The following is a 14,307-nucleotide window of genomic DNA, read 5'->3' on the forward strand; positions in this document are numbered from 1 at the left end:
CCTTTGGTTTTGTTTGGAATTATTTTACACCTAGCAGTTCTAGTCCAAGCTTCACGCTGGGATGTTCCTGCTTCTCGGTAAGGAAGCTTGCGTAGACTTGAAGCTTTTGGATTTCCGGCATCGGGAAATCACACTCAACTATAAAGAGCTTCTGCTCATCGAGAAAAGACTGCGCCGCTGATTTCGTCAGAAATCCGAATGCTTCTCCCCGCATAATCAGTGTCATTATGATGCCTGAATGATCGATTTGCATGGTCGGAATGTAGCCAGGCCCAACCATCTCCGAGAACCATTCCGGGAATGTGAAGCCGACATGGCAGTACTTCTGCGTGAAGAAATCCGATCTGCTGACTCGAAGATCCTTCCGCGCTGACACGAGTACGATTTCATCGTCGAAAAGCAGACGTTTCGAAACCTTCGGATGATCCGGCGCATCGTATCGGACTGCAATGTGGACCGTCCCATCAAGCAGCAGATCTCGAACCATGTAGCTGGAATCGATGTAACTGAAAATTTTGAGTGCCGTATCCGGATGTTGTTGTCTGAAAGCAATAATGTGATCCAAGTAGCGGTAGTGCCACACGGCGCCCGGGCCGCTAATCACGATATAATTCTCGAACTGCTCCGACACCGTGAGCTTGCTTTCTTCGAATAAGCGCAGCATCCGCTCTGCATAAGGGAGGAAAGCCATTCCGGCTTGCGTTAAGCTGACATTCCGATTATCTCGCAAAAACAACGTCTTCCCAATCGTAATCTCTAATGCTTTGATTCTCGCTGTTACTGCCGACTGAGAGATGTGTAAGAATTCGGCGGCCTTCGTGAAATTCAGGGATTGATATACAGCAATAAATGCCTCTAGCTGTGAAATATCCATCTAACACCTCATGAATTCAAATTATCGATTATTTGATGCAAAAGATTCGTTATACAGATTATAAGAATTTGCGTATCATTTTGCTAGTAAGGCATGATTTGACCCACATTTTATCCAAGAAGAGGTTGATCCATGCATGAATATTGGACAGATGAAGAAGTTGAATTTGATCGAGGCGACCAGTGGAACGAGCGAATATACAAACTTTGTTTTGAGCGAAGTCAATGATCATGTGCTGCGAGCCGCAGTCATTGATGGTGAATTTCATTGGCATAAACATGATGAGAGCGATGAACTCTTTATCGTAATCGACGGGGAACTTATCATTGATTTCGAAGATCAAACCGTCGTGCTTGGCAAAGGCGATGTATATACCATTCCTCGGAACGTCATGCATCGTACGCGATCCAATGGTCGCACTGTTAACCTCTGTTTCGAGAAGGCGGATAATGATGTCAACGGAAAATGACAGCGCGTTATCGACAGCCTGTCCGCATCAAATTGATGCGGGTTTTTTTGCGTGGCGAGTCCACTATCGCTCCTTCTTATTGGACCAATATTGCAATTTCTGACTATGGCGAGTACGATTTAGGTTATGCGAAGAAGGGAACGTGACGACAATATGAATAGTTTCGAGAATATCAAACTAACTTCACTATCCAGTAAGGGAGGCTGCGGGTGCAAAATAGGTCCTGCCGATCTATCGGAGGTGCTGCGTAATCTTCCTGCGGCTGAGCCAAATCCCAATCTACTGGTTGGATTAGATACAAGTGACGATGCTGGTGTATATCGTTTAAGCAATGAGTTGGCACTGGTGCAAACAGTCGATTTCTTCACTCCGATCGTGGATGATCCTTATGATTTCGGGCAAATTGCTGCAGCGAATGCAATCAGTGATATCTATGCGATGGGCGGGAAACCATTAACGGTATTAAATATTGTCGCATTTCCAATCTCTACCTTGGATAAGCGTATCCTCTCCGAAATTTTGCGTGGAGCAGCAGATAAAGTGCAGGAAGCCGGTGCAACACTTGTCGGCGGTCATTCCATTGATGATAAAGAGCCCAAATTCGGCCTTGCGGTTACAGGTCTCGTGCATCCGGACAAAGTGCGCACGAATGCCGGGGCTAAGCCTGGAGATCGTTTAATTCTAACGAAACCCATTGGTGTTGGCATCTTAACAACATCGATCAAGAAAGATCAGCTGTCGACAGAAGAGACGAAACGACTGACCAAGGTGATGTCCACGTTGAACAAAACAGCAGCGGAGATTATGGAGCCTTATCCGGTTCATGCGTGTACGGATGTGACAGGGTTCGGTTTAGTCGGACATGCTCTTGAGTTGGCTAAAGGCAGCAATGTGACTGTAAAGCTGAATCACAAGGATGTTCCATTGCTGCCGAGAGTACGAGAACTGGCCGACAATGGGTTTGTGCCCGGCGGCACGAAGAACAACTACGCACATGTTCAGCATGATGTCTCTTTCCCGGATGAACTCGATCAAGTCGGTCGCTGGATTCTATGTGACGCGGTTACATCAGGCGGGCTGCTTATTTCAGTTGCAGGAGAGCAAGCGGATTCCCTATTACAGCAATTACTGCTGGCTGGGGTTGAGGCGAGTATGATCGGTGAGATTACGGATGAGAGACCAGGACATATAATTGTAGAGTAGAAGGGGAAGCCGATATGTTTCAAGACCTAAAGCTTCAAGAATTGCTCGCACTGCGTCAGCAGCAGAAAATTGTAACGATTGATGTAAGGTCGCCGTCCGAATTTGAGGATGCTACCATCCCGGGCAGCTTAAATATCCCATTCTTCGATGATCGTGAGCGAGCAGAGATCGGCACCATTTATAAGCAAGTCAGTATCCAAGCGGCTAAAGAACGAGGACTCGAGCTGTTCTCCGCTAAGCTGCCCTCTTTCATCAAACAATTCGCTCAGATTCCCGGCAAAAAGGCCGTTTTCTGCTGGAGAGGGGGCATGCGCAGCAAAACAACCGCGACTGTCTTGTCACTCATGGATATTCATGTCTGCCGGTTGGAAGGCGGCTATCGCGCTTTTCGCCAAGGAGTCGTCAAAGCAATTGATGAGCTTGAAGTCGTACCACCTGCGTACGTTCTGCACGGAAACACAGGAAGTGGAAAGACTTCGATTCTTCGTCGCTTAGAAGAACGGGGCTATCCTGTTTTGAACTTCGAAGAGCTGGCCGGACATCGCGGCTCGGTTTTTGGTAATATTGGGGTTAAGGCGCATAATCAGAAGAAATTCGATGCTTCACTAGTCGATCAATTAGCGGCTATCCAGCAAGCACCTTATCTGCTCATTGAGGCAGAGAGTAAGCGAATAGGTAAAGTCGTGATCCCGGATCAGCTGCTTCATAAGAAAGAGGAAGGGCATCAGATATGGCTGGAGGTTCCACTCGAAACGCGTGTTCAGCATATTTTGGAGGATTACCGCCCTTGGGAGCATCAAGAAGCTTGCTTGAAATCGTTCCTTCAAATTAAATCGCGCATCCATACTCCGGTTGCAGCTGAGATCGAGCAGAGCTTAAAGGAAGAGAAGTTTGACCGAGCCGTGGAGCTGCTGCTTGTTTATTATTATGATCAGCGATATGCCCACACGGCATCAGCATACAGCTCCGAGAACAAGACTGTCATTACAGCGCAATCTATTGAGGAGGCTGTTGAAGCTGTCGAGCAGTTGATACGTTCACTGCAGCCTTCGATCGCAGAAGTAGTTAAATAATTAATGCAGTTAATAAATCCGCATATGTTCGCGGATTTATTTTTTTTGCCTATGGACGAACATTTTTCGCGCGTGCAACTCTATTTACTCGTCCCACCTTTTTGAGCCGAGTGACAAAACGTTTCTCTAGACCCACATCGTAGTTGGCTGTTACTATAAGTCAACAAAGCAATGAAGAAAGGAATTTTTGCCGCAATGGAACAGCAAAAGTACGAACAATTAAAGATTGGTGAACGCGGTGCACTCCTTAGTATTATCGCGTACCTCATTTTATCTGCATTAAAGCTATCGATCGGTTATTTTACCGGATCTGAAGCTTTGCAGGCTGACGGTCTAAACAATGCGACAGACATCGCGGCTTCCATTGCCGTTCTTATTGGACTTCGACTTGCACGTAAACCAGCTGACGATGATCATCCGTATGGACACTGGAAATCAGAAACGATATCTTCATTGATTGCCTCATTTATTATGATGGTTGTTGGCTTGCAGGTTCTTTATCAATCTGTAACCTCGATCTTTCAAGGCGCGGAACAATCTCCGGACCTGCTCGCGGCATGGGTCGGCATCTTCTCGGCGATCGTCATGTATGGCGTATATCGTTATAACAAGAAGCTGGCTGCGCAGGTAAACAGTCAAGCTGTTATGGCCGCAGCCAAAGATAATCTTTCGGATGCTTTTGTAAGTCTGGGTACATTCGTGGGCATCATTGGATCGCAATTTCATCTAGCCTGGCTTGACCCGCTTACTGCCATCATCGTAGGATTAATCATTTGCAAAACAGCGTGGGATATTTTCCGGGAGGCTTCTCATCATCTCTCAGATGGGTTCAACGAAGATACGATCCTCTCGTTTAAAGCGATTGTCATGAATGTGCAAGGAGTTGAGGACGTAAGAGATATTCGAGCAAGAAATTATGGCAGCAATGCTGTCGTCGACGTGACTTTATTGATTAAGGCGGATATGGAATTTCAAGAAGCTCATGATGTTGCAACGAGAGTAGAGATGGAACTGAAAAATTCGGCGAATGATGTGTATGAGGTCCATGTGCACTATGAACCGATTGAATGAGTAACACTTAACCCGCAGCCGGTTGCTGCGGGTTTCTTTATGTGTACGATTGGAAGATTCTTGTACAAAAGAGAGGTGATTCTAGCCAAGATGCAGAATGTTTAACAGTAAGAAATAAGTTTTTGGAGGCGTTATGGTTCATATTGACGCAATCGCTCATATTTCCTAATAATCTTTGCCGCCTGCTCAGAGGGCGGTTTTATTTTGTCAGACAATCAATAAAACGTGGAGGAATCAGCGATGCTAGGAGCTCATATTGCGTTAGGTTCGAGTTGTGAAGTGTATGAATGGGGCGGAGAAGGGAAAGTGGTCAAGCTGTTTCATGCGAACACTTCCTTAGAAGACGTTAACGTTGAGTTTCGTAAGAGCACTGCGGCGTGGGAATGCGGGTTACCAGTCCCTCAGCCATTCGAGTTAGTGATATGGGAGGACCGTTATGGAATCATTTTAGAAAAAGTAGTCGGGGAAACGCTTATTAATCGATTATTTGCAGGGTTGTATTCCTTCCAGCCTATGGACTTTGACGATGCTGACAGCGAACTGCGTTTGTTTGCAAGAGTACTAAATGTTATCCATCATGCAGAAGACTTTGACATCATAACGGATCAGAAAGAACATTTAAAAGCGATTATTGGCCGGCCAGCCATATTTCAGGAGGATGAAATTAACTTGCTTCACACCTATATTGATCTATTGCCTGATAAAAGGCAGTTATGTCAAGGTGATACGAATCCTGGCAATCTGATATTTAGTAAAGGTAAGGCGATAATGATCGATTGGATGCATGCTTCGATAGGAAATCCGGCAGCAGATGTTGCCGAAGTTTGTATCATGTTCGAATATGCTGTTTTACCGCCAGAGACACCGGCTGACGTTGATCAGTTCTTTCAGTCTTCACGTCATATGGCCTATCGGATTTTCTTAGACGAGTATTGCAAGCTATCTGGAGTGACAGAAGAGGAAATTCAGGCATGGTACGTTCCGGTCGCCGCTCGTTCTATCGCCTCTGGTGCTATACCGGACGAACAAATAGCCATTCTTGCTGCAATGATTCGGCAGAAAATGAGCCTTGTCTTAAAGGGAGAGTAGGGCAATGGAAGTATTCAATTCATGTAAAGTTTTCGATGAGCTCAATCAATATGTTTCGGATATTCGGCATCTTATTTCTGCCTCGGCAGCATCCGTTCTAGTTATACAAAATGACCAAATCATAAACGAATTTTATACGGGTTATCATGATAAGTCACTGAACAGTCGAATGATCGATGAACAATCACAGTTCAATGTCGCGTCCATTCGCAAAACTTACCTAGGATTCGCAATAAGTCTGGCCTTGTACGAAGGGAAAATGAAGAGCATTAATGATTATGTATCGGAATATCTAGAGGATCTGGATGAGAGCGTAATCAGCCAAACTACTATCCGGCATCTGTTAACCCATACTCACGGTTTACAGGGTCCAATGAAGAGACTGTTTCCACCGGGAACAGACTGGAAATATAACAACGCGGGAGTCAATTTGCTGCTTCAGATTGTTCATAAGGTCTTTAATCAGCCTCTTGCCGAGGTACTAAATGAACGCGTTTTTGAGCCATATGGATTCAAAGAAACCGGCTGGAGACTAGAAAAGAATGAGAATTTGGTGTGGCTTGATGAATCTTATGCAGGCAGTCAAGGCGGAGAGACGAATCTATTCGTAAGTACAAGAGAACTAGGCTTCTGGGGTCAAATACATCTGGCTAAAGGAAACCATAAGGGAAAGCAAATCCTGCCAGCTGCATTATTTGATCAAGTAGTTACAATTGCAACTCCGCACCGTCTCGATGAATCTTTACCGCGAAATGGTTTCTTCTGGTGGGTAAAGGACAAGTCCCGTTCCTTATCCGAACTAGGGAATGATCTTCCGAACGGCTCTTACCAATCTCTCGGTTTTTACGGTAATGCGGTATTAGTAATTCCCGAGTACAATGCTGTGGTCGTTCGCATGTTAAATCAATTGGAGTCGAACCCACCCGGATATGATTATCTGGAAGACATTCAAGGTTTTGGAAATCTAGTACAGAAGTGTTTGAAAGCGCAATAGCTGTGGGGAATGAAAGCAATTAATATGAGGTGTTCAGAATGAATGAACAAAGTTTTTTTGATAAAATCGACGAAAATCGACTTCGAGAAATCTCTAACCATATCAAACAAATCGAGAATGGATACATCATAGAGTGGCACTGCGAAACCATTAAATCGGCTAGGCCGAATTTTGTGACAGGCGGGGTGTACCGGATTTCCGGAAGTACGAGCTCTGATGATGGAGTAAGCCGTTCTTGGACGCTGATTCTCAAAGTCGTCCTTGCGGACCCCAATCGAGATAATCCGGCTCATTACAATTATTGGCGCCGCGAAATTGAGGCCTATAAGTCAGGTTATCTGCGTCATTTACCTGCGGGGATGAAGGCACCGGAATGTTATGCAATAGACGAGATTGACGACGGAAACGTATGGCTTTGGCTGGAGGATATGAGTCATGAATCTCGTTTCTGGCAAAGGAGTGATTATGCCTATGCTGCAGAGAAGCTTGGAGAGTTTCAATCCGCCTACGTAGTCGGCAGCCTATTGCCGGAATTACCATGGGCAAATCGTCAATGGATGCGTTCGTGGATTTATGAATGTCAGAACTATCATACGACGAACCCAACGTCTCCAAACTTGGATCTTACCCTTTTCAAGCAGAGAGTGATTGCTATTATCGATCGCTTCAATCAGTTTGAATTATTAATCCATGCATGGCTGGTAGATTTAGAGCAATTACCACGAACATTTTCGCACCAGGATTACTATGAGCTTAATATCATGTTAAATTCCGCGGATTCGCAAGACAGGCAGCTCGCCGTAATTGATTGGCAGTTTGCCAGTATATCGGGGGTCGGAGAGGATCTGGGTCGATTCTTAGGATTATCTTTAAGTCGCGGGAATGTACCTCTGGATCAATTTCGAGCCTATAAAGAGCTGATACTATCCGCATATCTCAAAGGGATGAAACGATCGGGGTGGAATGGTGACGAGTCACTTCCTCGTTTCGGATATCTGGCATCCTTCGCTTTACGAGCAGTTTGGGAAGTACCCAAATTGCTTCGAAAAATAGTTCAAGATGCAGAATCAGAAGAAAGTCAGCGTTTGCTGCACATTGCTGAATTACAGATGGAGGCAGCAATCGAAGCTGAACGATTGAGAACAACGGTATTAGCTTCCAGCTTGAATAAGGTGAGAATATGAACAAGATTCTCATCGTTGGCATCGTTGCTAGCGGTAAAACAACTTTAGCCAAACGATTATCCCGTAAAATGAAGCTGCCTTGGTATGAACTGGATTCGATCGTTCATCATACAACACAAGAAGGACGAGTGAAACGAACACCAGCTGAACAAGTTGAGGTCATTATGGAAATTGATCTAGAAGGGAAGTGGATATTCGAAGGTACGGACCGTGAATCGTATCAATGTTTATATGAAATGGCAGATACGATTATATTTCTGGATACACCGCTTTGGAAGCGTAGAATTCGAATATTTATCCGGTTTCTTAAGCAAAATCTCGGTTTTGAAACATGCAATTACAAACCAGACTTGCATATGTTAAAAATGATGTATAAATGGACGCAGGATTTTGAACGGAATAGAAGCCGATTCGAAACCAAGTTGAAGATGTATCAAGTTAAACTGATCAGACTACATGATAATAATGACGAAGAAGTCCTGCTCTGACTGACGAGCAGGGCTTCTTTTTTTTTCTTGAATAAGGAAATACAAATGCTCACATGATAAAACCGAGGTTTTGGAAGGAGGTGGAAAAGACATATGGAGCCAAACTTTCCAGTCGATGTGAACGAAAGTATTCAAATCAATCAGGATGCATTGCGCCATATTTTTGATCATTGTGCGGATATCGTATTTAGACCTTTAAAGCTTACGGATCAATCCCATATTCTACTCGTTTATATCGAAGAGCTGACAGATTCAACTAGACTCGAACAGATTATTTCGGCATGCATGATAAGCCGTGATATTGATCGGCTGACCCAATATACAATTGTTGTTCATTTCTCGGAAATTGTAGCAAAAATCTTAAAAGGGAGCACGGCCATATTTATAGACGGCAAACCTTTTGCCTATTTGGCAGATCTGACCGCATACAAACAACGCGCAATCGAAGAACCATCAAATGAAGCCTCCATTCGCGGTCCGCGTGAAGGATTTACCGAAGACCTCAAAACAAATCTAAGCATGATTCGAAGAAAAATAAGTCACCCGACATTAAAGTTTGAAATGCATCAAGCAGGCGAGCTGACCAATACGGATTTTGTCGTTGCGTATATTGAAGAGAAAGTCAAACCAGAGCTGCTTCAAGAGGTCAGAAACAGGTTGCAAGCTTTTCACACGAATCAGTTGTTGGACTCCGGATATATTGAGGAATTTATCGAAGACAAGTCCTTATCCCTATTCCCACAAATCCAAAATACGGAACGTCCGGACACTGTATCCTCGAGTTTATTGGCTGGCAGAGTAGCCATTATCGTGGACGGTTCTCCGAACGCATTGCTGCTGCCGATGACGTTTTGGTCAGGTTTTCAGGCAGCGGAAGACCATTATGAACGTTTCATCTATGTGTCGGCGGTCAGAATGTTACGAATCTTGCTGGCCATATTGTCTTGTCTACTTCCTTCCGTATATGTTGCGCTCACGACGTTCCATCCCCAGATGATTCCGCTTGCCGTGATGCTGAGTATTTCGGCATCCAGAGAAGGAATTCCGTTTCCAACCGTAATCGAAACCTTGTTAATGGAATTGATGTTCGAAGGATTACGGGAAGCCGGTTTGCGGTTACCTAAAGCAATCGGTTCAGCAGTGAGTATTGTAGGGGCATTGGTTATTGGAGAAGCGGCTGTCCAAGCGGGATTTATATCGGCTCCTATTGTAATGATCGTAGCAGGTACCGGTATTGCTTCCTTTGCTTTCCCAAGCTATAGTTTGGCTTTGCCGTTTCGAATGCTGAGGTTTCCGCTTCTAATCGTAGGGGGATTCCTTGGTCTGTATGGTGTCGCCATCGGCGTCATATTCATCATGATTCATCTTGTAACCCTGAAGTCATTCGGGGTTCCATACTTAACACCTGTATCTCCAATCGGAAAAAATATTTGGAAGGACACGCTAATACGATTGAATAAACGATTCGTACCGGCTGAACGAAAATAATGAGGAAAATAGGTTTAATAATGTGGTTGATCGTGACCCTGCTGATCTCCGGATGTTGGGACAGAAATGAAATTAACGAATATGCCTTTTGGATTGGAACCGCTCTGGATTTATCAGAGGATGGGAAGCTACAAAAAAGTGCTCAGGTTGCCGTTCCCGCTGATTTCAAGGGGAGAGCTGCCGGCAGTGATCATAGGGCAAATATTGTTCTAACAACGACTGGTTCTTCTATCGTAGATTTGGAACAACAAATTCAAGACAAGCTGCCCCGTAAGGTTTTTCTTGGACATCGCAGGTCGATTTTCATTGGAGAGAAGCTTGCGCGTAAAGGCATAACCGACATTATGGATCAGTTTACACGCAATACCGACACGCGTATGCGCACGGATATATTCGTTGTGGATCATGGAAAAGGAAGCGATGTATTGAAAATCAACAGTCCCTTTAATCAGTTTTCAGCGATCGTAGCCGTTGATCAAGACCGGTATTGTCGTTTAGGGGACTCTGCTTTACGGGATGTCTTACTCGATGTAGGACGTGATGGCATCCGACCTGCCATGCCGATGGTGGAGACATCACCGAATAATGAGCTGGAGAAAAATAAAATAATCGAAGTGAAATCCGTTGCCATCTTTAATCGACACTTGCAGATGGTAGGAAAGGTGACTGGCAGAGAATCACTGGAATTGTTCTGGGTGAAAGGCGTATTAAAAAATCAATTTATTTCGGAGGAAACGGGAGAAGGTACTGTATCTTTATTTGAATCTAACTTAAAGAAAACCGTTCGTACCGAATTTGAAGGAAATAAAATTAAAGTCTACGTAAAGCTGGAGGGAACCGGAAGGGTCCTTGAAAACAACACGAATATCGACATATCAGTAACCGCGGAACGTGTTCCGTTAGAACGAAAGCTAAATGAAATGAAAGCCAAGCAAGTAGAAGCAACTATTAAGAAAGTGCAGCTTCAATATGGACAAGACGTGTTTGGATTCGGAGAAGAGGTTCACAGAGAACATCCTTACCGGTGGAAAGAAATCAAGAACAGATGGGATCAACTATTTCCGACAATAGAGGTAGCGGTTACTGTGAAGTTGAAAATTCAGAATACGGGGGCAATAGGAAGACGCATCCCGGGAATAGGAGACAGAAAGTGAAGATTTCTCCTTGGCAGTTGTTTTGGATGTTCACCACATTAGAAATTTCAATGAGTATCTGGCTCACGGTGTCTCCTTCAATCGAGATTGCCAGACAGGACGCTTGGATATCGCTAGTAGTGGCGGGGGTCATTGGATTATTCGTGACCCTCATTTGTATTCGAGTTTCGCAAAGGCATTCTTCGCTTACTTTGGTGGAGTTTGCGCAAAAGCTGTTTGGGAAGTGGATCGGGAAGATAATAGGCGTGTTGTATATTGTCATGTGGTTTTCAGTTTCGTCCGATATATTGCGCATTTTTTCATTATTCATAAAGCAATTTCTATTTCACAATACGCCGATTTGGGTTATCGCAGCGCTAATGGTCGCAGCTATGGTATATATCAATTACGCTGGAAGCATCGAAGCGATCGCTCGTTTTAGTGAAATGGCCGGACCGCTGCTTCTGGTCGGCATCGTCATTACTTTCGGATTAAACTTAACGAATCTGCATCCATCGCTAATCTTACCTATCTACGCAGATACTGGGATACAGCCTATAGTGAAGGGGTCTTTTGTGAACGCGTCATTTCTAGGGGAGTCGATGATGATCATGATGTTAACTCCTTTTATCGCAAACTCGCAAAAGATGGTTAAGCCAACATTGCTTGCAATTTGCGTTCCATCCGTAATTGCCGTGCTTACGGCAATTATGGTCATTATGACTTTCGGACCCAATATCGGATCAACCTTAATATTCCCGTATTTCAGTATGGTTCGATTTATTAATTATCTGGAGTTTGTTCAAAATATGGATGTTTGGATTATGTTCATCTGGATCTTCAGTGTTTTCGTAAAGTTAGCCATTTACTTATTCATTAATAGCTATGGTACCGCACAATTGCTTGGCATTAAGAACTGGCGGAACGTAATCCTGGTTGCTGCCATTGTCATTTTCTCGATCTCACTTGTGCCTGCAAACATTGTGGGGATACTGGATTATGCGAGATACGTTTGGATTATCTATGTTTTCCCGATATTTATCGTAGGTTTACCGCTACTTTTATTGTTCGTTAGCCTGATCAGAGGTCAGGGTAATAAAAAAGCCGCGTAATCGCGGCTTATTCACGAATCCAGACCAGCATTTCCCCAGGTTTACGATTACCCCACTGCGTATAAGGGACAGCATAGATGCTCTGTTTCTCAGACTTCTGAGGTGAGGTCCGGTATAACGACGAGTTCGCTGGGTCCCAATCTTGCTGTCGATACCCTTCGGCATGAAGAGCAACGGAATTACCATTATGCACAAGACGAATTTCAGCATCTGCAGGAAGAATGAGATTCGGAAGGGCAGCGCCATTATCCATTTCCTCAAAGCAGTACACGAGTGGTCCTCGCTGCAAAGCTACACGGCCTGCATTGGCGCGGACGTTAGGATGAGCATAGATACGTTTCGGTTCCATGTCTAGTTCGAGGGAGATGACATCTCCTTCTTGCCAGCCACGCGTCATATAAGCAAAACCTTGGCGGATTTCAGGCTCCACAGGACTACCATTCAGTGCGAAGCTGGATTGTTTCGACCAAGATGGAATACGCATCGCAATGGTAAACGCACCAGTACCAGCCGCTGATGTAACACGAAGACGAACATTGCCATTCCAAGGCAAGCCGCTCTCGAGTTTAATGCTTACCTTACGTTCGGCTAACGTAAGCGTCGTTTCTGATCCGATATACAGATGAGTGTAGAGCACTTCTGTATTTGAAGTGAAGATGTACTGCCCAAGTGAAGAGAGCAGTCTCGATATGTTCGGCGGGCAGCATGCGCATGCGAACCATTTTTGCCGGACAGACTTAATGTGATGTTTGCCTGGATTGCCTCTGGCTGCAGCCGGCCACACTTCGAGTGGATTGACGTAGAAGAAGCTTCTCCCATCGTTAGCCAGTGCTGCCGTTACCGTATTATAGAGCGCGCGTTCCATCACATCTCCATATTCGCCGCTTGGCTCCACCTGCAGCATTCGTCTTGCAAAGAAGATCAGTCCGATCGATGCGCAGGTTTCGGAATAGTTCGTGTCATTGGGCAAATCGTAGTCAAATGTGAATGCTTCGCCATGGTGCGTAGAGCCGATGCTTCCGGTGATGTACATCTGTTTGTGCACCATATTACTCCATAGCCGCTTACATGCGGCCAATAGACTTGCATCTTCAAGATGAAGGGCAAGATCAGCCATCGCTGTGTACATGTAGACCGCTCGAACTGCATGACCTGTTGCTGCCTCTTGCTCACGTACCGGCTGATGGGCTTGAAGATAACGCAGATCCTGATGATTCTTCTGAACGACCCCAGGTGTCCAGTAGCTGATTCGACTGCGTTTCTCCCATTCCTCTACCAAGTAATTCGGCTTTTGACCACGCTCTTCAATGAGGAAACTCGCCAGCTTCAAGTACTTCTCTTCTCCGGTGACTTCACACAACTTGACGAGTGCAAGCTCGATTTCCTGATGTCCGTCGTAACCGCTCAGTTTGCCTGGTTCACTCCCAAATTGAGCTTCGATATGATCAGCCAATCGCTTTGCTACATGGAGCAGGGCCGTCTTGCCTGTTCCTTGATAATAAGCTACGGCAGCTTCGATAAGATGACCGGCCGTGTACATCTCATGGCAGTCCATCAAGTTCGTCCAACGTTTACCCGGCTCGGAAATCGCGAAGTAAGTGTTCAAATAGCCGTCTTCCTGTTGGGCGGAGGCAATTAACGTGATAGCTTCGTCGGCGATACGTTCCAGATCGGCATCAGGCGTGGCTGCTAGTGAGTAGCCGACCGCTTCCAGCCACTTGTATAAGTCCGTATCTTGGAAAACAAAACCTCCGAATTTCCCTTCTTCCAGTCCGGCGGCGATACGGAAATTGCGTATAACATGGCTGGGCTCCGCAGATTCAATTCGATCGTTCATCGCTTCCCATTGGTAAGGAATGACGGTATCTCTTATGAGACTTACAAATGTGGACCAATAGTTATCTTTGATTTGAACGGCACGAAGATCGAGTGGTGAGGAGGGGGCGATTCTATTCTCGGTTTCCATCTGTGATTACGCTCCTTTAGTTGAACTTGCAAATTAATCATATAGGAAGAGGGAATCGGCTGTCGGTAGACGAACAAGTAGATTAGGTGTCAAAAACTGACTTCATTTCGATGATGTCCCCCAAGACAGGAGATGCTGCCAAGTGCTTCCCCTTTATTTACAT

General features: G+C 45.0%; 13 protein-coding genes. 11 read left to right on the plus strand and 2 right to left on the minus strand.

The window, feature by feature from the left end; genetic code table 11:
- Positions 1-19: 19 nt before the first annotated feature.
- Positions 20-874 (minus strand): LysR family transcriptional regulator, encoded by an 855-nt coding sequence (locus tag AC506A_RS04655; protein WP_495459800.1) that lies wholly within the window; start codon positions 872-874, stop codon positions 20-22.
- Between the two features lie 136 nt (positions 875-1,010).
- On the opposite strand from AC506A_RS04655, the gene AC506A_RS04660 reads away from it, so the two are divergent.
- The 11 genes from AC506A_RS04660 (at position 1,011) to AC506A_RS04710 (ending at position 12,178) form a co-directional block, all read left to right on the plus strand.
- Entirely contained in the window at positions 1,011-1,343 is a 333-nt protein-coding gene (locus AC506A_RS04660; protein WP_495459801.1) for a cupin domain-containing protein, read from the plus strand.
- Between the two features lie 153 nt (positions 1,344-1,496).
- The gene (gene selD, locus AC506A_RS04665) at positions 1,497-2,546 is read left to right on the plus strand and encodes a selenide, water dikinase SelD (RefSeq protein ID WP_495459802.1); all 1,050 of its coding nucleotides are present in this window, start codon (positions 1,497-1,499) and stop codon (positions 2,544-2,546) included.
- Positions 2,547-2,560: 14 nt separating this feature from the next.
- Positions 2,561-3,619, plus strand: coding sequence for a tRNA 2-selenouridine(34) synthase MnmH (gene mnmH / locus AC506A_RS04670; RefSeq protein WP_495459803.1), 1,059 nt, complete (start codon positions 2,561-2,563; stop codon positions 3,617-3,619).
- Positions 3,620-3,814: 195 nt separating this feature from the next.
- Positions 3,815-4,690 (plus strand): cation diffusion facilitator family transporter, encoded by an 876-nt coding sequence (locus AC506A_RS04675; RefSeq protein ID WP_495459804.1) that lies wholly within the window; start codon positions 3,815-3,817, stop codon positions 4,688-4,690.
- 240 nt (positions 4,691-4,930) lie between these two features.
- Positions 4,931-5,779: a phosphotransferase family protein gene (locus AC506A_RS04680; protein WP_495459805.1), complete on the plus strand. Its 849-nt coding sequence runs from the start codon at positions 4,931-4,933 to the stop codon at positions 5,777-5,779.
- A gap of 4 nt (positions 5,780-5,783) precedes the next feature.
- The gene (locus AC506A_RS04685) at positions 5,784-6,773 is read left to right on the plus strand and encodes a serine hydrolase domain-containing protein (RefSeq protein ID WP_495459806.1); all 990 of its coding nucleotides are present in this window, start codon (positions 5,784-5,786) and stop codon (positions 6,771-6,773) included.
- Between the two features lie 38 nt (positions 6,774-6,811).
- Complete coding sequence (locus AC506A_RS04690) at positions 6,812-7,957, plus strand: phosphotransferase (protein WP_495459807.1); 1,146 nt, start codon at positions 6,812-6,814, stop codon at positions 7,955-7,957.
- Positions 7,954-8,445 carry a P-loop NTPase family protein gene (locus AC506A_RS04695; RefSeq protein WP_495459808.1) on the plus strand — a complete coding sequence of 164 codons (492 nt, stop codon included), beginning with the start codon at positions 7,954-7,956 and terminating at the stop codon, positions 8,443-8,445. Before AC506A_RS04690 ends, AC506A_RS04695 begins: the two co-directional genes overlap by 4 nt.
- A gap of 93 nt (positions 8,446-8,538) precedes the next feature.
- Positions 8,539-9,933: a spore germination protein gene (locus AC506A_RS04700; protein WP_495459809.1), complete on the plus strand. Its 1,395-nt coding sequence runs from the start codon at positions 8,539-8,541 to the stop codon at positions 9,931-9,933.
- On the plus strand, positions 9,933-11,087 hold the full coding sequence (locus AC506A_RS04705; protein ID WP_495459810.1) for a Ger(x)C family spore germination protein: 1,155 nt from the start codon (positions 9,933-9,935) through the stop codon (positions 11,085-11,087). Before AC506A_RS04700 ends, AC506A_RS04705 begins: the two co-directional genes overlap by 1 nt.
- Positions 11,084-12,178, plus strand: a complete 1,095-nt coding sequence (locus tag AC506A_RS04710) for a GerAB/ArcD/ProY family transporter (protein WP_495459811.1) — start codon at positions 11,084-11,086, stop codon at positions 12,176-12,178. The genes AC506A_RS04705 and AC506A_RS04710 overlap by 4 nt, the downstream gene beginning before the upstream one ends.
- Before the next feature lie 7 nt (positions 12,179-12,185).
- Here the strand turns inward: AC506A_RS04710 and AC506A_RS04715 are convergent, their stop codons facing one another.
- On the minus strand, positions 12,186-14,144 hold the full coding sequence (locus tag AC506A_RS04715) for a glycoside hydrolase family 127 protein (protein WP_495459812.1): 1,959 nt from the start codon (positions 14,142-14,144) through the stop codon (positions 12,186-12,188).
- Between the last annotated feature and the right edge of the window lie 163 nt (positions 14,145-14,307).

This window comes from Paenibacillus sp. N22P23 (assembly GCF_059383735.1).

Bases quoted from the DNA above. Each gene is read 5' to 3' on its own strand.
- AC506A_RS04695 (WP_495459808.1), top strand. From the start codon at position 7,954: ATGAACAAGATTCTCATCGTTGGCATCGTTGCTAGCGGTAAAACAACT.
- AC506A_RS04690 (WP_495459807.1), top strand. From the start codon at position 6,812: ATGAATGAACAAAGTTTTTTTGATAAAATCGACGAAAATCGACTTCGA.
- AC506A_RS04675 (WP_495459804.1), top strand. From the start codon at position 3,815: ATGGAACAGCAAAAGTACGAACAATTAAAGATTGGTGAACGCGGTGCA.
- AC506A_RS04680 (WP_495459805.1), top strand. From the start codon at position 4,931: ATGCTAGGAGCTCATATTGCGTTAGGTTCGAGTTGTGAAGTGTATGAA.
- mnmH (WP_495459803.1), top strand. From the start codon at position 2,561: ATGTTTCAAGACCTAAAGCTTCAAGAATTGCTCGCACTGCGTCAGCAG.
- AC506A_RS04715 (WP_495459812.1), bottom strand. From the start codon at position 14,144: ATGGAAACCGAGAATAGAATCGCCCCCTCCTCACCACTCGATCTTCGT.
- AC506A_RS04660 (WP_495459801.1), top strand. From the start codon at position 1,011: ATGAATATTGGACAGATGAAGAAGTTGAATTTGATCGAGGCGACCAGT.
- AC506A_RS04700 (WP_495459809.1), top strand. From the start codon at position 8,539: ATGGAGCCAAACTTTCCAGTCGATGTGAACGAAAGTATTCAAATCAAT.
- AC506A_RS04655 (WP_495459800.1), bottom strand. From the start codon at position 874: ATGGATATTTCACAGCTAGAGGCATTTATTGCTGTATATCAATCCCTG.
- AC506A_RS04685 (WP_495459806.1), top strand. From the start codon at position 5,784: ATGGAAGTATTCAATTCATGTAAAGTTTTCGATGAGCTCAATCAATAT.
- selD (WP_495459802.1), top strand. From the start codon at position 1,497: ATGAATAGTTTCGAGAATATCAAACTAACTTCACTATCCAGTAAGGGA.
- AC506A_RS04705 (WP_495459810.1), top strand. From the start codon at position 9,933: ATGAGGAAAATAGGTTTAATAATGTGGTTGATCGTGACCCTGCTGATC.